This is a genomic window from Streptomyces sp. WM6378, assembly GCF_001279695.1.
Taxonomy (GTDB): Bacteria; Actinomycetota; Actinomycetes; order Streptomycetales; family Streptomycetaceae; genus Streptomyces.
This window is the reverse complement of sequence record NZ_LGDD01000305.1, coordinates 39689-58766: the sequence shown is the minus strand read 5'-3', so window position 1 is coordinate 58766 and position 19078 is coordinate 39689. Positions and strand designations below refer to the sequence as shown.

The following is a 19078-nucleotide window of genomic DNA, read 5'->3' as shown; positions in this document are numbered from 1 at the left end:
CGGAACTCCGGAGGATAGGGACGAGGCATGACTGCCAGCCTTCCGTGAAGGGCTGTCAGTTAGCCACCAGAACTGGAACCTCAGAGGTGGGTCAGGTCATCTGAACTGGCTTGCCCTGTGGGGCGGGTGGGAAGGATGTCGCTGTGCCCAAGCCTTATCCCGAAGAGTTCCGCCAGGACGTCGTGCGGGTTGCGAGGAACCGCGGCCCGGGTGTGACAGTGGAGCAGGTGGCCACCGACTTCGGGGTCCATCCGATGACGTTGTGGAAGTGGATGCGCCGGGCGGACATCGATGACGGGACCAAGCCCGGAGTGACCAGTCAGGACAGCGCGGAGCTGCGGGAGGCTCGGCGGCGGATCAAGCTGCTGGAGCAGGAGAACGAGGTCCTGCGCCGGGCAGCGGCCTATCTGTCGCAGGCCCATCTGCCGGGAAAAGGATCTACCCGCTCGTGAAAGAGCTGGCCGCGGACGGGACGCCCGTCACGGTCACGTGCCGGGTCCTGAAGCTCGCCAGACAGCCTTACTACCGCTGGCTCGACAAGCCGGTGACCGACACCGTGCTGGAGGAGGCATACCGCGCGAAGGCGCTCTTCGACGCCCACCGCGACGACCCGGAATTCGGCTACCGCTTCCTGGCCGATGAAGCCCGTGGTGCCGGGGCCCGGATGGCGGACCGGACCGCGTGGCGGATCTGCCGGGACAACCGCTGGTGGAGCGTGTTCGGCAAGAAGCGCGGGAGAGTCAAGAAGGCCGGACCGCCGGTGCACGACGACCTGGTCCGCCGCGACTTCACCGCAAACGGGCCGAACCGGCTGTGGCTCGCCGACATCACCGAACACGCCACCGGCGAAGGGAAGTTGTACGTCTGCGCGGTCAAGGACGTCTTCAGCAACAGGATCGTGGGCTACTCCATCGACGCGCGGATGAAGTCCCGCCTGGCCGTGACCGCCCTGGAGAACGCCGTCGCCCGGCGCGAACAGGTCGACGGATGCATCCTGCACAGCGACCGCGGATCGCAATTCCGGTCCCGGAAATTCGTCCGGGCACTCGACCACCACCGGATGGCCGGCTCGATAGGGAGAGTCGGGGCGGCCGGCGACAACGCGGCCATGGAGTCCTTCTTCAGCCTGCTGCAGAAGAACGTCCTCGACCGCCGGACCTGGACCACCCGCGAGGAACTCCGGATCGCGATCGTGACCTGGATCGAGCGGACCTACCACCGACGCCGCAGACAAGCCGCACTCGGCCGCCTGACCCCCGTCGAATTCGAGACCGTCATGACCACACCGGCCCTCCAGGCCGCGTGACCGAACCCGTCAACCAAACCTGCAGCAGACCCCAGCGATGCCAGTGGGTGACGGGGGGATCGGGGTGAGCAGGCGCCGTGCGGTGTTGAGGGCACCGAGGACGGGCTGGGTGCGTATGAAAGCGCGTTCGGAGTCCGCGGCTGGTCGATCCCGTGACCACCTGCACCGACGTCGGGCGGGTGGAGCGGGCTGCTCGTGTGTGGGCGGGGCATTCGGGTGGTGTGGTGGCTTGGCCCCGGCCGTCGGGCGGGGTCAAGCCACCACGGTGCGTTTGTTAGCTGACGAGTTTCATTCCTCCCCAGGTGCTGTCGGGCCACATGGTGACGGGGTCGCTCAAGTGGCCCGCTCCGTCGCCGGGGTAGAGGTGGAGGGTTCCGTCGCCCCAGATGGCGGCGACATCGGTTTTGCCGTCGCCGGAGAAGTCACCGGCTATGAGGTGTTGGACGGATGACCATGTGTTGCCTCCGATCATCTGGGGGCCCGAGGTCAGGCCGCCGTGGCCGTCGCCGAAGTAGAGGTGGAGCGTTCCGTCGGGCCATTCGGCGAGGATGTCGGCGTAGGTGTCGCCGTTGTAGTCGCCTGCGGCCAGGAGTTTCATTCCACTCCAGCTGTTGTCGGGCCACATGGAGACGTCGGAGTTGAGACCTCCTGCGCCGTCGTTCGCATAGAGGTGGAGGGTGCCGTCGCCCCAGATGGCGACCAGGTCGGTCTTGCCGTCTCCGTTGAAGTCACCGGTGGTCAGCTGCTTGACAGTGCCCCATGTGGTGCCTCCGGGCAGTTGCGTGACGTTCGAGCCGTCCAGCCCGCCCTGTCCGTTGCCGAGATAGAGGTGGAGTGTGCCGTCGGGCCATTCACCGACCACGTCGGCGTTGCCGTCTCCGTTGAAGTCACCGGTGGCCATGAGCTTCATGCCGCCCCACGACTTGTCCCACATCTGGGGGCCGGATGCGAGTCGTCCGCCGGAGTCACCCGTGTAGAGGTGGAGGGTGCCGTCGGTCCACTCGGCGGCGATGTCGGGCCGGGCGTCGCTGTTGAAGTCGCCCCGGCTGGAGGGAAGGTAGGGCGAGCCCTCGATGGACTGTGCCATGGTCGTCCAGCCGCGCTGGCTGAGATCGGTCGGTGTGCCGAGGGTGACCGTGCCGCCGGTGTCCTTCTGCCCAGGAAATTCGGTCAGGCGGCCGTCCCAGCTGACCGCGAGCAGGTCGGGGATCCCGTCGCCGTCGCTGTCGCCGTCGCTGGTGAGTGCAGGGTAGGAAAGGGGCACGAGGCCGCTGCTGATCTGCTGGCGGGCGCTGGTGTCGCCGAGCCTCCTGGGGTCGCCGGCCCGGTTGGCGTAGAGGTACATCGCGCCGGTGGTCTTGTCGCGGGCCCAGAGGTCTGGCAGGCCGTCACCCGTGACGTCGCCAGGGGCCACGACGGTCAGTCCGTCCCAGCCGTCAGTCCCGAGCAGGATGGGGGAGAGCAGGCGTCCACTGCCGTTGCCGGGGAAGAGCCAGAGCTTTCCGCGCTCGACAGTGATCAGGTCGTTGTGATGGGCGGTGTCGCCGTCTACGTTGCCGGCGGCGATGATCTGGCTGGCCTGGGACCAGTCGGTTGCGTAGGTGGAGCAGTCGGTGATCGTGGCGTCGCACGACGGCCGGGGCACTGCCGTTGCCTGTGCCTTGATGAAGTTGCCGGGCCCGGGGTTGAGATAGATGTAGAGCTTGCCGGACTTGAGGACGAACAGGTCGTCCACGTTTGCCGCGCCATGCATGGCGCCCCGGTGGGCGAGAATCGCGCCCTTCCAGTTCTTGTCGGCCGTCGGGGCCTGTGAGGTGGCCACCGGGACGCCCAGGGCAGGGTCGGTCCCCACGGCGTAGAAGCGGATCTGACCGTCCTTGTCGACGACGGCGGTATCGGGCACGCCATCACCTGTCAAGTCGCCGAGGACCGCGTGGGCGGTGAGGCTGTCGGGGACGTAGAAGGCGTACTCGTACGACTGCGAGTGGTTGCCGGCCTTGTCGACGGCGCTGACGTCAAGGTAGTTGGTGCCCCAGTGGCCGGGGGCGAGCTTGATGCTCGCTGAGCCGTTGGTGGCGGGGACGGTGCTGGCGCCGCCGACGGGGAGTGAGGTGTTGAAGGAGTATTCGAAGTGGTCGACGCCGCTGGTGGCGTCGGTCGCGGTGAAGGTGAACTGGCCCTGGAATCCGTCGCCCATGACGTGGGTGGTGCCGGTTGTGGAACCGGCGGCGGGGTAGTCGGTCGAGGTGACGGTGGGCTGGCTCGGTGGGGTTCTGTCGATCTGGAAGTGACAGCCGGCATTGTTGGCCGAGTGGTTGATGCCGTCGTCGGCGCGTACGTTCCAGCTGTAGGTGTGCCCGTCCTCGAGTGCGCCGACGGCCTTGTCGACGGTCGTGTTGTTGCCGACCCAGGGAGTGTTCGAGTTCGCGTCGCCGGTGGAGATGATTCCGGCGCCGCTCACGTAGTCCCATAGCGCGAACTGGCCGCGCACCTGTTGGTTGCTGTCCGGGTCCGAGATGGTGGCCCGCAGATGGATGCCGTCGCTGGCGACGTTGGTCGAGCCGATCCAGCCGAAGGGTGCGTTCACGCCGCAGTCCGGTGTTGCCGGTGACTGGGCGGCCGGGACGGTGGTGGCCGAAGTTGGGACGTTGGGAACGGAGTTGTACTGGACGGTCAGGGTCGGGTTCGTCGAGAACCGCTTGAACGCGTTCTTGTCGCTCTCGTCGGCGGCGAAGACGCCGACCGACAGGCTGCTGCCGGCATGGGCGACGGCGGTGGTGATGTCCGCGATGGTCGGCTGGTTGCCGGGGCAGTCGTTGTTGCGGGTACCGGTGACGGACGCGCTCCCGATCTGCTCGTGTGTCGCCGGTGCGGTGTTCCACGAGATGCCGGAGTTGAAGGAGTCGGCGCGGTAGACGTTGATGCCGTACTTCTCGCAGCCGATCGATGCCGAGTAGGTCTCCAGCATGTTCAGCGTGGCGGAGCCGATGGTCTTGCCGGAGTAGAAGGAGGTGTCGAACTTGTAGAAGACGCGCTCGATACCCGTGTCCGCCAGCCAGCCCTGATAGCCGACGCCAGGGTCTCCCCACTTGGCGGTGTCCCAGGGCTCGGACTGGTGGGCCTCCCAGATGCCACCCCAGGCCGAGTTGCCCGTGTTGCGGGGTATCCAGTTCGGATCGATGTAGACGGGGAAGTGAGTGTCGGCGGCAGTCAGGAGCTTCTGATCCGGTGTCAGGGTGATGCCGCCCTCGCCTACCATCGCCCGCAACCCGGCCTGCTTGGCTCCGGCTGAGGGGCCGGAGGCTGCCCCGTCGGCGGGACTGTTCGAGGCGGGGCTCTGCATGAACAGCGACCGGGACTTGGCCGGTGCCACGGCGGACGTGCTTGAGTCCCACATGACCGGGGTGGGTGCGGTGAAGACGCTTGTCCCCGAACTGTCCTTGGCGTTGAGCGAGCCCGTGCTGTCGCTCGTCAGCGTGAGACCGTTTGTGGCAGCGCTCAGGTGCACGGTGGCGAGCTTGGGGTTGCGCGCTGCATCTGGGGTCTTGACGACCAGGACCTGCGTGAAGCCGCCCTGGTCCTGCGCGGTGACACGGAGGTCGACGTCCGGAAGCACGTTGGGATACAGCGCGCTGGAACCAGAAAGGGTGGGAGCGGGCAGCGGATCGGGCCAGGAGAGCGCGAGTTCCTTGCCGTCAGGAGCGGTCATCGTGGCGAGCGGGCCGCTGCCGCCGGGAGAGAAGAGCAAGGCAGTGGGGGTCGCGGTAGTGGCGATGCTCCCGTCTGCGTTGTGCTGAAGAGTGGCGTCGACCGGTGCCCAGGTGCCGCTCTTGTTGACGCGTACGGGCTGAAGGTTCTGGGTCTGGGTGAAGCTTCCGTCAGGATTGGCCGTCAGGGTGCTCGTCGACGTGGTTGCCGCACTGACCGGGACGGCGGCACCCGTGGACTTGGCCTTGGCCGAGGCCGAGATCGCTTCCGCCTGGCCCGGAGTTGACGGTGCGTCTGCCGGTGTAACTCCACCGGGCTGAAGGGAAGTTGAACCGGTTGTGCCGTATGCCGCCGCCACACCCGTACCGATGGCGAGGGGGATGAGCGTGGCGCCGAGGGCCACGCTCAAAGCGGAGGCCATGCCTCTGCGTCTATATCGGCTCTGTGTCCTCATGCTGCTCCTGACGTGCCGCTGAATTATCGATTTCTATGCCGGATCCGGCGAGCTTTGCGGAGCATATCCGGCATGAAGTTCGAGGGTTCTCGGTGGGAGTCGGCCAGGCTGTCGTGATGGCGGCATCGATGATTTCTCGTTGGAAGTATCGCCAGCTATCGGGCATAGCGGCGCAATCTTTGCTTCTTCGGGCAATTAGTTGCCTACCTTGTGTAGGTACAGTGTCTGTTCTGTGAGTTCTGGCTCGCTGTGTGCCTGATTGTGCTCGATTCATTACCTTCCCATGCCTCATTGTTTTCTGATGCTTTCAATCTTCTTGATCAAGCCATTGGTAATCCGCTGGTAGCTTTCCCGTCTATTTTGTTTCCAGGGGTGGGGCTTTAGTGAAGAGTGGAAGCGGGACTTTCTCGCTGATTTTTGGCTGGATTCGGCATGCCTGCGCGCGGCGGAATACGGTCGCTCTGGCGACCTGTCTGGCGTTGACGTTGACCATGCTCTCGGGGGCTCCGGTCTTTGCGCGCGGACATGATTTGCCGAAGCTGTGGTCACCGCGGCCGCTGGACAAGCAGCACTCGGTCTCCGGGCATGACGGTGTAACCGCGGCGCCTCCGTCGCGCTCGACGCTGCACGGGCAGGGCCAGGGCGGGCCTGTCCCGGCGCCCGTGGTGTGGCCCGCGGCAACCCGCACGCTGGCGAACCCTGCAGCAGGCAGCCTTGGTTCCTCGCAATCGCTCGCGCCGAAGACCGCCCCCTCTGTCGAACCCGGGCCCGCGCCCGTCATCGGTACGCCTGTCTGGCTGGGGCGCCCTGGCTCTCTGACCAATAAGCGCTCGGCCGCTACGACGGGCGCTCAGACGCCGGACAAGGTCGCGGTCAACGTCGCGGGACGCGACGAGGCACAGCGGGCCGGTGTCAACGGCGTCCTGGTCTCCCTGACCAACAACGCCACCTCGCAGAGCGACGGCAAGGTCTCGGTCGGGCTGGAGTACTCCGGGTTCGCCAATGCCTACGGCGGCGACTACGCCTCCCGGCTTCAGCTGGTCCAGCTCCCGCCCTGCGCCCTGACCACGCCGCAGGCAGCGCAGTGCCGCACCGCCAAACCCGTGCCCTTCCACAACGACTACGCCCATCACCGGCTGGTCGCCGATGTCGCTCTGCCCACCTCGGGGACGCCTCCCGGCCCGGCCTCGCCGCCCACGGCCCGCCTGAACGGTGCCGCCTCGCCCCAGGCTTTCTCGGCCGGCGCGCAGCCCATGGTCCTCGCCGCCGCCCCGGCTCCGGGCGGAGCCGGAGGCACCTACAGTGCCACCACCCTTGCGCCATCGGGCAGTTGGAGCGCGGGCACCTCAACGGGTGACTTCACCTGGACCTATCCGATCAGCGTGCCGGCCCCGCTGGGCGGCTCCGCGCCTGCCGTGGCGCTTTCGTACGACTCGGCGAGCCTGGACGGCCGGACCTCGGCCACCAACAACCAGGCGTCGTGGGTCGGTGACGGCTGGGACTACGACCCCGGGTTCATCGAGCGTTCCTACAAGCCGTGTTCGAAGGACGGCCAGCCCAACACGGTGGGTGACAACTGCTGGTCGGGCGAGAGCATGACCATGTCGCTGGGCGGCCGCTCCGTGAAGCTGGTCAAGGACGACGCCACCGGCACCTGGCGGGAGAGCAGCGACGACGGTTCGCGGGTCGAGCACCTCACGGGGGCCGCGAACGGGGCCCAGAACGGCGAGTACTGGCGGATCACCACGACCAACGGAGTCCAGTACTACTTCGGTCTCAACCACGCCCCCGGCAGCACCACCACGCCGGCGACCAACTCCACCTGGACCGCCCCCGTGTTCGGCAACGACGCCGGTGAGCCCTGCCACGGGACGACGTTCGACACCTCCTGGTGCCAGCAGGCCTGGCGCTGGGCCCTCGACTTCGTCGTGGACGCCAACCAGAACGTCACCACCTACGCATACAACACCGAGTCCAACTACTACGCCCGGGGCACGGCCAACACCCTCACCCCGTACATCCGCGGCGGCTACCTGACCACCATCACCTATGGTCAGCGACTGCCCGACGTCCTGGCGGGCAAGAAGGCTGCCGCCCAGGTCCTCTTCACAACGGCAGAGCGCTGCATCCCGGACGCGTCCTTCACCTGCGCTCCGAACCTGCTGACCGCGGCGAACGCGGCCCACTGGCCGGACGTTCCGTTCGACCAGAACTGCCCCTCCACCGGCACCTGCTCGAACCACGCCCCGTCGTTCTGGAGCACCAAGCGGCTCACCACCATCACCACCCAGGTCCTGGTCGGCACCGCCTACTCCACCGCAGACACCTACACCCTCACCCATCAGTTCCCGGCCTCCGGCGACACCAACAAGCCCTCCCTGTGGCTGGCCTCGCTGACCCGCACCGGTAACGACGGCGGCACCGCGGCCACCCCCACGGTCACCTTCCTCGGCCAGCGGATGGCCAACCGGGTCGGCGCGGTCGACAACATCCCACCGATCTTCCGGTTGCGGATCAACGCCATCAACACCGAGTCCGGCGGCCAGATCAACGTCGTCTACAAGGACCCGGAGTGCGTCAAAGGCACCCACATGCCCGCCGCGCCCGACAGCAACACCATGTCCTGCTACCCGGTCTACTGGACGCCACAAGGAGCGAGCGACCCGGTCCTGGACTGGTTCCACAAGTACCTCGTCCAGCAGGTCACCGAGGTCGACAAGACCGGCATCGGCGCGGCCACGAAGTCCACGTCGTACGAGTACCTCGGCGGCGCCGCCTGGCACCACGACGACGAAGAACTCGCCGACCCCAAGAACCGCACCTGGGGCCAGTTCCGCGGGTACGGCGAAGTCATCACCCACACAGGCGCCGCCCCGCAGACACTGACCCAGTCCTCCACGCTCTACCTGCGTGGCATGAACGGCGACGTGAAGGCCGACGGCTCCAAGCGGTCCGTGACCGTGACCGACTCGGGCGGCGGGACGATCGCCGACGACGACCAGCTCGCAGGGTTCTCCCGCGAAAGCCGTACGTACGACACCATCGGCGGCACGCTGAAATCGGCCGCCCTCAACGACCCATGGGCCGGCCGGATCACCGCCACGCACAAGCGGACCGGACTGCCCGACCTGACAGCCCGCCAGGGCGGCATCGCCGCCGTGCACCAGCGCGCGCTGCTCGCGGACGGCTCCTGGCGCACCACCGAAACCGACACCACCTACACCTCCGACGGGCTCGTCGCCACCGTCGACGACAAGGGCGACGGCACCGCCGCTACCCCCGAGACCTGCACCAAGACCAGCTACGCCCAGAACACCGCGGCGAACATGCTGGCCTTCCCCGCCGAAGCCATCAAAATCGCCGGAGGGTGCGCCGCCACCCCGGACGCGTCCAACACCCTCGCGGACAACCGCAACATCTACGACAGCAAGCCCTTCGGCACCCTCGGCGCCACCGGTGACATATCGCAGACCCAGGCGCTCGACCACTTCGACACCTCGGGCACCGCACAGCTCAAGACCATCGGCACCACGACGTACGACGACTACGGCCGTGCCACCAGCGTGACCAACGCGAGCGGTGCCACGACCTCCACCGCCTACACTCCGGCCACCGGGGCGCTGCCGACCTCGGTCACCAGCACCCAGCCGGCCGTCGCCCCCGCCACCACCGGCTGGAAGAGCACCACGACCTACGACCCGCTGCGCGCGGCCCCCCTCACCACCACGGACGCCAACGGACGCATCACCGACGTCACCTACGACCCGCTCGGCCGGATCTCCGCCGTCTGGCTGCCAGGCCGGCCCAAGGCGACCAAGTCACCCAACAACAAGTTCACCTACGCACTCAACAACACCACGCCCAGCGTGGTGACGACCCAGACGCTGCGCGAGGACGAGTCCTACGGCATCGACCACAAGCTGTACGACGGACTGCTCCGGCTGCGCCAGGAGCAGCAGAGCAGCGGTGACGGCGGCTCGGGGCGCCTGATCTCGGACACCTATTACGACAGCCACGGCTGGACGGTGAAGACCAACGCCGAGTACTACAACACGGCCGACCCCTCCGCCACCCTCTACGTCGTCAACGACGACCAGGTGCCTTCACAGACCGGCACCTACTTCGACGGCATGGGCCGCCCCGTCGCCCAGGCGCTCTCCAGCTTCGCCGTCGAGCAGTGGCGCAGCACCACCGCCTACCCCGGAGCCGACCGGGTCGACGTGACCCCGCCGCCCGGCGCGTCCGCGACCAGCAAGGTCACCGACGCCCGCGGCCGCACCACCGCGCTCCTCCAGTACCACGGTGCCACGCCCACCGGCGACGTCGACACCACCCAGTACCACTACAACGCGGCAGGCCAGCCGGACCTGGTGACCGACAGCTCCGGCAACAAGTGGAGCACCAGCTACGACTTGCGCGGCCGCAAGGCCTCGTCCACGGACCCGGACACCGGCACCACCACCTACACCTACAACGACCTCGACCAGGTCGCCTCGACCACGGACGCCCGCAACAAGACCCTGGCCTACACGTACGACGCCCTCGGCCGGAAGACCGCCGAGTACTCCGGCTCGACTACGGGTACCCAGCTCGCCTCGTGGACCTACGACACGCTCGCCAAGGGCTACCCCACCTCGTCGACCCGATTCGTCAACGGCAACGCCTACACGACGTCGGTCACCGGTTACGACACCGGCTATCGCCCCACCGGATCGTCGGTCGCCATCCCCTCCTCGGAAGGGAAGCTGGCGGGCACCTACAACACCGGCATGGCCTACACCCCGAACGTCGGACTGCTTGACAACACGACGATGCCCGCCGCGGGCGGCCTGAACGCCGAGACCGTGTACTACTCGTACAACATCGCCGGACAGCTCCTCCTGGCCGGTGGTGACGCCGACTACCTCAGCGGCATGACCTACACCCCGCTCGGCCAGGTCCAGCGGTCCACCGTCGGCGACGTCCCCAACCAGGTCGTGCAGACCAACAGTTACGAGGCCGCCACCGGCCGAGTCCTGAAGTCGACCCTGGACAAGGAGACCAACACCACCTCCTCGGTCGACGTCACCAACTACACCTACACCCCGTCCGGAGCCGTCACATCGGTGTCCGACGTCCAGGACACGGGCCAGACCGACACCCAGTGCTTCACCTACGACTACCTGAACCGTCTCACCGAGGCCTGGACCGACAAGGGGGGAACCACCACCGAACCGGCCCCGAAGGCCGCCGGCATCGGAGGCTGCACCAACACCAAGCCCAGTGCCGCGAACCTCGGCGGCCCGAACCCGTACTGGCAGTCCTACGGCTACGACCTGACCGGCAACCGCACCAGCGAGGTCGACCACGACGTAACGGGCAACACCGACAAGGACACCACCCACAACGAGACCTACCCCGTCGCCGGACAGCCGCACCCACACGCCGTCCAGTCCATGACCACCGCCAGCAAGGCAGCCGGAACGAGCACGGACACCTTCGCCTACGACGCCTCGGGCAACACCACCGCCCACACCACCGGCGCCGGAACCCAGAACTTCACCTGGACCGACGAGGGCAAGCTCGACACCATCACCAAAACCCAGCAGGACAAGGGCACCGACTTCGTCTACGACGCCGACGGCAACCAGCTCCTGCGCCACGACCCGACCACGGCGACGCTGTACCTGCCAGGCACCGAGGTAGTCCTCGACAAGGCGGCCAACACCACCAGCGCCACCCGCTACTACGCCGCACCCGGCGGCCTGACCGTCGCCCGCAGTACCGATGGCCACCTGACCTACCTGGCCTCCGACCCACATGGCACCGACAACGTCGCCATCGACTCGGCCACCCTGTCCGTCCAGCGACGCCCGATGACCCCCTTCGGCCAGAACCGCAACGGCGCACCAGCGCCAACCAGTTGGCCGGGAGACAAGGGCTTCGTCGGCGGCACCACAGACACCGACACCGGCCTCACCAACCTCGGCGCCCGCGAATACGACCCCAACCTGGGCCGCTTCCTCTCGGTCGACCCGATCCTCGACCCGACCAACCCCCAGTCCATCAACGGCTACGCCTACTCGAACAACACTCCCGTCACCAGCAGCGACCCGACCGGTCTGATGCAGATGTGCGGCGAGGGCGGCGCGGCCTGCTACCCCGACGACTGGAACACCGACGGCACGGCCAACACCGACGGCAACCGGGCCACCACTGACGACAAGCCGAAGCCGAAGCCGACATACGTCAGCAAGCCGAAGCCGAAGAAGCACCACCACTGGTGGCAGAAGGCCGTCGACTGGGCCGCCGACCACGTCGTGGAGATCGCGGTCACCGTGGTCGTCGTCTCCGTCGTCGTCGGATGCGTCGCCGCAACAGCAGGAGCCTGCGCCGGCGTACTGATGGCTGCGGCTGAGGGATTCACCGCAGGTGCGGAATTCGGTGTGACCGCAGCGGTCACAGGAGCCGCCGTCGGGGCAGGCGCCGAAGCACTATCTGTGCTGGGCGTCGGAGCAGCAGTCGTAGCCGGCGCCGCCAAGGTGGCCAAGGCGGCAAAGGGCGGCGCCGGCAAGGCAGGAGGCGAAGGCGAGGCCGCCGCGGCAGCCGCCAAGAGCGAGGGAGGCGCGGCCGCTGGCAAGCAGGAACCCGCATCGTCCACATGTGACAGCTTCCCCGCCCCGACGACGGTGCTCCTCGCCAGTGGTGCGGCCATCCCGATCGGCCAGGTCAAGGTCGGCGACACCGTCCAGGCCACGGACCCGCTGACCAACACCACCAAGCCGGAGAAAGTCACCCACGTCGAAGTCACCCTGACCGACAAGGACTTCACCGACACCAAGGTCCACACCACCACCGGCGACCAGACGATCACCTCCACCCAGCACCACCCGTACTGGGACGCCACCCGCAAGCAATGGGTCGACGCAGCCGACCTGAAACCGGGCGAACAACTCCGCCAGCCCGACGGCACCCTCACCACAGTCGTCAACGTACGCAACTACCACCGTGCCGTTACCACGTACAACCTCACCGTCGACCACACCCACACGTACTATGTGCTGGCCGGCTCGACACCGGTCCTCGTCCACAATTGCGGTCCAGTATCTTCTAACCGCTATCCGGATCGACTTGAGGGCGAGATGGGTTTGATGAAACTGGTCGGTGCCGCCCCGATGGAAGCTGGCTCTTCTCAGTTCGGCGCAGCCATGGCCGGGAGCGGGAATTACATTTGGTCGGTCGATACGGCTGGTAAGCTCAGGATCATTGACGGAGGCTTCAATCATACCGTGCTCACAGGAGGGGCTGATGTTGTGGGTGCTGGAGGCGTCCGTGTCTTGAATGGGCAGGTAATACACCTCGATAACAGGACAGGTCACTACCTTCCTTTTGAGGATCAGGCGGCTCAGGCATTGCAGAATGGCGTGGGTGCATTCAGAAATGCGGGCGTTCATGTTCCGGATAGCGTAACGTTTAATCTCGGAGGAGAACCGAGGCCGTGATGACCGATCCGCTAGACCTGTATGAGCGGCTACGTGCCGATAGCCCGGCGGACTATCGCGTGTGGATAGCCGCGAACATGCCCGCAGACACACATCTTCAGGCCTGGGGTGCAGTCAATGATTTGCTAAAGACGGACGCAATATATGCGCTGGCTGATCCCGATAATCACCCGCAGGTAGATTTCGACCGCGCCGTCGAGTTCGTGATCGCCGCTATTGAATCCGGGCGAATTCCGGCGTTCATGGGGGTCAACTGGCTAGGCGTCTATGTAATGACGGCTGATCGGTTTGGATGGACCATTGAAAATCCGAAACTCAGTCCGGACAACTTCGGGCGGCGCGTTCTGGCATGCCTTCCACTGGAGCGATCCGAGGCATCCAAACTTGCCGAGCGAATGCGTATTGAAGGGCACCTGCGAGAGACCGACCTCGGGCTAGATCGAGACGCATGGTTGGCGATGAGGTCGGTCAGGCTGGAATTGGAATGGGCCGTGCCGCGGATCAAAGATCCACAACTCGCAACCATGGCGAAGGAATGGCTCGAACTCATATGCCATATCGACGCCTTGATCGATCGAACGAGCTAGCTTCGATTTAGCGCCAGAAGCCCCGCCTGATTACAGATCTGGTGGGGCTTCTGGCGGTCTTGACGGCAGTAGTTGACGGAAACGTCAGCGGGCAGGGGCTGCATAATACGGCGGATCGTCGCCGTCGTCGGGGCCGCATCCTGTGGGGCTCAAATATGGGATTCGGCCGCTGATCTGCGGGTTCGTAGCAGTGTCAACTGGCGATCTGGTACTCGTTAATGAGTCCGCCGAGGACCGCTGTGCGGTGGATGCGGTGCTCGGCGAGGTCGATGGGGCGCGGGGGTCCGGCTTCAGCTTGCGATGGACAGAGCTGGCTCAGTGCGCGGTGGGGCCGGTGCCCGTTGTAGTGCTCCAGGTACCTGGTGAGGGTTCGGCGCAGGTGCCGTTCGTTGAGGATGAGTGTCCGGTCGAGGAGCTCGCGGCGCAGGGTACCGATGAACCTTTCGCAGTGTGCGTTCGCCTTCGGGACCTGGGGTGGGCTTTTGAGGACGCGCAGACCGACGTCGGCGAAGACGGCGTCGAAGGCGTCGGTGAGCTGGCCGCCGCGGTCACGGATCAGGAACTTGGTGCCTGCGCTGTTCATGCCGGTGTCCATGAGGAAGTTGCGGGCGGCCTGGGTGGTCCATGGGCCGGTGGGGTTGGCGGTGACGCCGAGCAGGTGCGCACGGCGGCTGCTGTGTTCGAGCATGACCAGGGCGTAGATGCGTTTGAGGTTGATGGTGTCGACGTGCAGGAAGTCGACGGCGACGATGTGCTTGGCCTGGGCTGCGAGGAACTGCCTCCAGGTCGGTCCGGTACGACGTGGGGCGGGGTCGATGCCGGCCTGGTTCAGGATGTTCCACACGGTGGAGGCGGCCATCTTGTGGCCGAGGTGGGTGAGTTCGCCGTGGATGCGCCGATGGCCCCATCCCGGGTTCTCGGCTGCCAGACGCAGGACCAGGGCTTTGACTGCGGCGGCCGTGGGCGGGCGTCCGGGTCGGCGCCGCCAGCTGTAGTCCCACTGTCCGGCCTTGCGGGAAGCCCGGACAGTGCCGTATCCGTCCTCGTCTGCAGGGACAAAGGCGGTAAGGGCACCTCGGTGATCATCCGAGACAGGGGCGTCTCACCAGGCGTCGCGGCCGCCGGCAGCCGACGATCCCGTTGGGCTGACGCATGCCGGACAAACTCGTGGTGCGGGATGGACACTGCTGAAGGGGCAGGATGACCCGAAGCGGTGGAAACCGGCTGGAAGGAGATCACGGAGGGGGTCAGAGGGAGAGACTGGCGGCCTTCCCAGCCCTTGCCGGGCTGAACGTCTTTGCAAGGAGCGCCGGTTGACCCGCCACCACGTTTTGCTGCTCGCGCCGGGCATGCTTGCCGTTCCGCTGATGGCGATGTCCGCTTCCGCGGTGGCCGCTGCCCCGCAGCGTGCCGCCACCGCGTCTGTGGTCAGCGCGGATTTCTGCCGGATCACGGGCTCGTCGGCGACGGTCCGTGCCGAGCCCCGCCGACAGGCGACAGCTCTGGGGACCGCGGAGCAGGGGGATACGTGTGTAGCGCACGGCTGGGCAAACGGCGACGGCGTGTGGGTGAGGGTCACGATGAAGCGCACCGGTGTTACGGGATATGTGCACTCCTCGCTGGTGGCCTGGGGTAAAGAGGAATTGACTAAAACCGGCCCGTGACCACGCTGCACGACCGTGCGACGGCAGGAGTGGCAGCCGGGCTGCCTTTTCAGGGGGCCCGACTGCCGTCGTGCGGAGGCTACTTGCCGTCGGTTGCCGGGTTGGCCAGCTGGTAGGTGCGTGGTGTGTCACTTACCTGCTGGGCGATCTGCTGCTTGACCAGGGTGGCCAGGCAGTTGGCGATGGCGCCCGAGCTTTTCTCGAGCACCCGGCTGATGCGGGTCGCTGTGAAGGCCTCGTCCGGGTGGGCCGTCAGGTGGGCGACGACCATCTGACGCAGCCCGCCCGGTGCGAGCCGCACTTTCTGTCCCGGGGCGGGGGTGGGCTGTTGTGTCGGGGGCACGACCGCCCCATCCGCCGATGTGTCACTCTCCGGGGCTCCTTCGGCGGTGTCGCTCATGCTGGGTGCCGGGGCGGCAGCGGTGTCGGGGGCGGGTGTGTCGGTCGTAGGGGCAGCAGTCTCAGGGGCCGACTCCGGGGCGGTGCCCGTAGTGTCCTGTGCCGGGGGCTGGGCGGTGTCCGGTCCGTCGCTCGTGGGCTCCGCATTCACGGTGTCCTTGGCGTCGGTGTCGGGGGTGGGGCTGGTCTGGACGAGGCGCCAGCGGTCGGGGGTGCGGCGGGGGCCGTCGTGTCCGCCGGGTTCACGCAGGGCCAGGCCGTGCTGTTCGAGGGTGGTCAGGGCTTTGCTGGTGGTGGAGCGGCCGAGGCCTGCGGCGAGGGCGAGTTCGGCGGCGGTGGCAGGTTCGGTCAGCCCTACGAGTTCGGTGTAGATGGCGGCGGGGGCGCCGGTGAGGCCGGTGAGCGGTTCGGGTTCGGGGGCGGCGTGCAGCGTCCGTGTGTTGGTGGTGTCGGAGTCGTTGGACATAGTGGGGCCTCGTTCCGCGATGGTGATGGTTGGGTGAGGTCCCCGGCCGGGGTGCGACCGCTGGGCGGTTGCGGGTTCGGCGGGCCGCGTGCGCAGCGCGGAGCTGTCCCGCCGGTTCGCCCGTCGGGCTTCGGGATTCGTGAACCCGAGCGCTTCGGGGCGGACCACCATGGACGCTCCGCTCGCCGCTGAAGTCAAGCCGCTCATGATGCTGTTCGGGTCGATGGTGAAGAGCACCGATCGGGTGCCGATCGGCCTGGTCACGAGGGTGGTGGCGCGCCGTGGGGGCGGCGTTGGAGGAGCTGGGCGTGGATCTGCTGGGCCCGGTCGGGGCCGAGGCGCAGCTCGGTGCGTAGTCGCCATACGCTGGCCGGCCGTCCGGTCACGGCGCGTACCGCGTCGTCGATCGCCTGGGCGTGTGCCCACAGGGCGGCGTCTGTCGCGCCCGCCGTGCTGCCGGGGTCCGTGGGTGCCTGTGGAGCCATGGAGGGCGGGCCGTCGGCGACGTGGGGCCGTGTACCGGCCATGCCTTCGTGCTGATGGGTCGGCAGCGACTTCAACCCGTCAGACGGTGCTGCCGATTCGCTGGTTCGGTTGGATCTGTCTGTTGGTTCTTCGGGCGGTCTGGGATCGGTCGTGGGATCGGCAGTGCCGATCGGGTTGAGGAGGGGGGTGATGGTGCGCCGGTAGGCGGCGGTGGTTTCGGTGAGCAGGATCAGCAGGATGGTCGGGACGCCGTGGAGGAGGATGCCGGCTGGATCTGGGTGGATCGGTGCGCGGATCTGGGTGTCGGGCCAGATCGAGTCCCAGGTGTTCATCAGGGTGGCGGTGATGGCGGTGAACCAGCGCAAGGCTGCCGACCAGCGCGGTGGGCGGATGCCCCAGGCGGCGAGGCGGGCGTCCGCGTAGAGGATCGCGGCGAGTGCGAGGGCGACCATCGGGTCGAGCAGGACGGCGATGGTGGGGGCGACGCCGCGGCTGGTGGCGAACAGGGTGACGTTCACGGCGGTGAAGACGAGCGCGAGCACACCGACTGCGGCCAGCGCCCGGGTCAGCGCGGTCAGCAGGGACCGTGCCTCGGCCGGGGTCGGGTCGGTCACCCGGCACCTCCCCGGAGAGTGGGGCGGGTGGCGCCCTGGAAGTCACCCCGGCGGCTGACGTCGATGGGGCGTTCGCGCACGACCGCCCCGGGGTGGGGTGCGTCGATCATGAGGCCGGGGCCGCTGTAGATCCCGACGTGAGTGATGCTGCCGGGGTCGGTGCCGAAGAACAGCAAGTCCCCTGGCGCGAGTGGGGAGTTGGCGGGGATGCGGGGCCCGACGTTGTACTGGGCTTGTGCCACGCGGGGGATGGTGATGCCGGCGGCGTGGTAGGCGGCTTGGGTCAGTCCGGAGCAGTCGAAGCCGCCGTCGGCCGGTCCGTTGCCGCCCCACACGTACGGGGTGCCGAGCTGGCGGCGTGCAAAGGCCACCGCGGTGGCTGCGGCCCCGGTCGGAGCGGGAGCGGCGACGGCGTACTGGCTGGCGATGCGCAGGACTTCGGCGACGTACTGCTCGGAGTGGTTGTAGGCGAACACGGCGCGGTGCAGGTCGGTGCCGCCGCGTGCCCCGTTGGCGCACAGCATGCGGGCGGCGGCGTAGACGGCGTCGACCGGGTCCCAGGGGGTGGGCGGGTTCTTCCCGCCGGGAGGCACTGGGTAGGCGTATGCCGCGAAGGTGGCCGGGAGAAACTGCATCGGTCCGACGGCACCTGCCGTGGAGATCATGGTGGGCTGGCGTGCGTGGTCGGTCTCCACCTTCCCGATGGCGGCCAGGATGGTCCAGGACAGGCCCGGGCATTCGGGGGCGGCCCGCCGGTACAGGGCCAGCATCGCCGGCGGGATGTCGGCGAGCGCGCGGCTGCTGGGCGCGGCGGCCGCACCGCCGCCGGGGGCGAGTGGGTTGAGTAGCGCGGCGATGGTGAGGGCGGCGAGTAGGGGAAGGACGAGGACGGTGCAGCCCACCCCCGCCCGCGGTCTTGGCGAGCGCGCTCACGCTCCGATACCCGCCGTTGGGGGCTGGGGTGGGACGGGGTGCCACGGCAGGGTGGTGTGCCGGCCCAGCTGCGGCATCGCTGTTTCCGCGGTGAGTGCGGGGACGAGGTCGTGCCAGTGGGTGGCGAGTTCGGCGGGCATGAGCCTCGTGCCGGGGGCGGGTCCCAGGGGCAGCCAGGCTGCGCCGGTCGGTTCGGCGAGCTGGGCGTTGCCGGTGGCGACGGGCAGGTCGAGGCGGTCGGCGGTGTCGGTGAGGCGGCGGCGCAGGGCTGCTTCGCGGGCTGCGGTGGCGGTGTGGATGAGCAGTGGGGTGCGGGTGGCGATGGTGGAGGCCAGCGCCGCGTAGCCGGGGAGTTTGGCTTCGAGGCGGGCGAGGTTGTAGGAGCCGGTGTCGTACTCCAGGAAGAACGGCAGGAGTTGGCCGGTGGCGGTTGTTTGGTGGGCGTAGGCGTCGGGGTGGATCCAGTCGCCCCACAGTCGGGTGGCGGAGCGTTCGGACAGCCACACCGGCAGTTGTCCGGCGGCGGCGAAGTGGACGAGGAGGGTGTTGACGCCGAGGGTGTGTTCCAGGGTGGGGGAGAAGGCGATGCGGGCGCAGGTGTCTTTGCGCCAGCCGGTGGCCGGGAGGTCGGTGCCGGCGCGGGCGGCGAGGAGTTCGGCCCCTGCGCGGCCGAGAGTGTAGTGCTCGGGGGCGGAGCCGGTCTGGCGCAGGGGGCGGAAGGAGTCGAGGACGCCGAGGAAGTACAGCTCGCGAAGGCGGCGGTTGGCGGTGCGGTGCCCGGTGAAGGCGAGGGCGGTGATGTGGTGGGAGGTGAGGACCTTGTGCTCGTGGAGCATCTCGATGAGCCACACATCGCGGCTGGTGAGGCGGGTGGCGAGATGAGCCAGGTCGGTGCGGGTCCGGGCGGGTTGGGCGGGGCGGCGTCGGCGGGACGCGGCGCGGGGGACGTAGCCGGGGTTCGGGCTGGGCGTGGGCATGGC

The 19078-nt window shown here is 67.7% G+C and carries 10 protein-coding genes; 4 read left to right on the top strand and 6 right to left on the bottom strand.

Going from position 1 to position 19078, the window contains the following annotated elements; genetic code table 11:
• Positions 1 to 143: 143 nt before the first annotated feature.
• Positions 144 to 1306 (top strand): IS3 family transposase gene (locus ADK54_RS27795; protein WP_107090631.1). Its coding sequence is split into 2 segments (ribosomal slippage): positions 144 to 428 and positions 431 to 1306, totalling 1161 coding nucleotides; the frame shifts between segments, so codons are not numbered across the junction.
• 274 nt (positions 1307 to 1580) lie between these two features.
• On the opposite strand, the gene ADK54_RS27790 is transcribed toward ADK54_RS27795, so the two are convergent.
• Positions 1581 to 5435: an FG-GAP-like repeat-containing protein gene (locus tag ADK54_RS27790; protein WP_053728474.1), complete on the bottom strand. Its 3855-nt coding sequence runs from the start codon at positions 5433 to 5435 to the stop codon at positions 1581 to 1583.
• A gap of 695 nt (positions 5436 to 6130) precedes the next feature.
• On the opposite strand from ADK54_RS27790, the gene ADK54_RS48355 reads away from it, so the two are divergent.
• Both ADK54_RS48355 and ADK54_RS46270 read left to right on the top strand, forming a co-directional pair.
• Positions 6131 to 12949: an RHS repeat-associated core domain-containing protein gene (locus tag ADK54_RS48355; protein ID WP_159047915.1), complete on the top strand. Its 6819-nt coding sequence runs from the start codon at positions 6131 to 6133 to the stop codon at positions 12947 to 12949.
• Positions 12946 to 13536 carry a hypothetical protein gene (locus ADK54_RS46270; protein WP_159047914.1) on the top strand — a complete coding sequence of 197 codons (591 nt, stop codon included), beginning with the start codon at positions 12946 to 12948 and terminating at the stop codon, positions 13534 to 13536. The genes ADK54_RS48355 and ADK54_RS46270 overlap by 4 nt, the downstream gene beginning before the upstream one ends.
• A gap of 193 nt (positions 13537 to 13729) precedes the next feature.
• Here ADK54_RS46270 and ADK54_RS27780 read toward each other — a convergent pair whose 3' ends face one another.
• Positions 13730 to 14395 (bottom strand): integrase core domain-containing protein, encoded by a 666-nt coding sequence (locus ADK54_RS27780; RefSeq protein ID WP_234392225.1) that lies wholly within the window; start codon positions 14393 to 14395, stop codon positions 13730 to 13732.
• 454 nt (positions 14396 to 14849) lie between these two features.
• Here ADK54_RS27780 and ADK54_RS27775 point away from each other — a divergent pair, with 454 nt between their 5' ends.
• Positions 14850 to 15200 (top strand): SH3 domain-containing protein, encoded by a 351-nt coding sequence (locus ADK54_RS27775; protein WP_053728472.1) that lies wholly within the window; start codon positions 14850 to 14852, stop codon positions 15198 to 15200.
• 79 nt (positions 15201 to 15279) lie between these two features.
• Here the strand turns inward: ADK54_RS27775 and ADK54_RS27770 are convergent, their stop codons facing one another.
• From ADK54_RS27770 to ADK54_RS27755, 4 genes are all read right to left on the bottom strand, one after another.
• Positions 15280 to 16065 carry a helix-turn-helix domain-containing protein gene (locus ADK54_RS27770; protein WP_053728471.1) on the bottom strand — a complete coding sequence of 262 codons (786 nt, stop codon included), beginning with the start codon at positions 16063 to 16065 and terminating at the stop codon, positions 15280 to 15282.
• 260 nt (positions 16066 to 16325) lie between these two features.
• Positions 16326 to 17165 (bottom strand): hypothetical protein, encoded by an 840-nt coding sequence (locus ADK54_RS27765; RefSeq protein WP_053728470.1) that lies wholly within the window; start codon positions 17163 to 17165, stop codon positions 16326 to 16328.
• Positions 17162 to 18067, bottom strand: a complete 906-nt coding sequence (locus tag ADK54_RS27760) for an NlpC/P60 family protein (protein ID WP_053728469.1) — start codon at positions 18065 to 18067, stop codon at positions 17162 to 17164. Before ADK54_RS27760 ends, ADK54_RS27765 begins: the two co-directional genes overlap by 4 nt.
• A gap of 27 nt (positions 18068 to 18094) precedes the next feature.
• Entirely contained in the window at positions 18095 to 19075 is a 981-nt protein-coding gene (locus ADK54_RS27755) for a replication-relaxation family protein (protein ID WP_053728468.1), read from the bottom strand.
• Between the last annotated feature and the right edge of the window lie 3 nt (positions 19076 to 19078).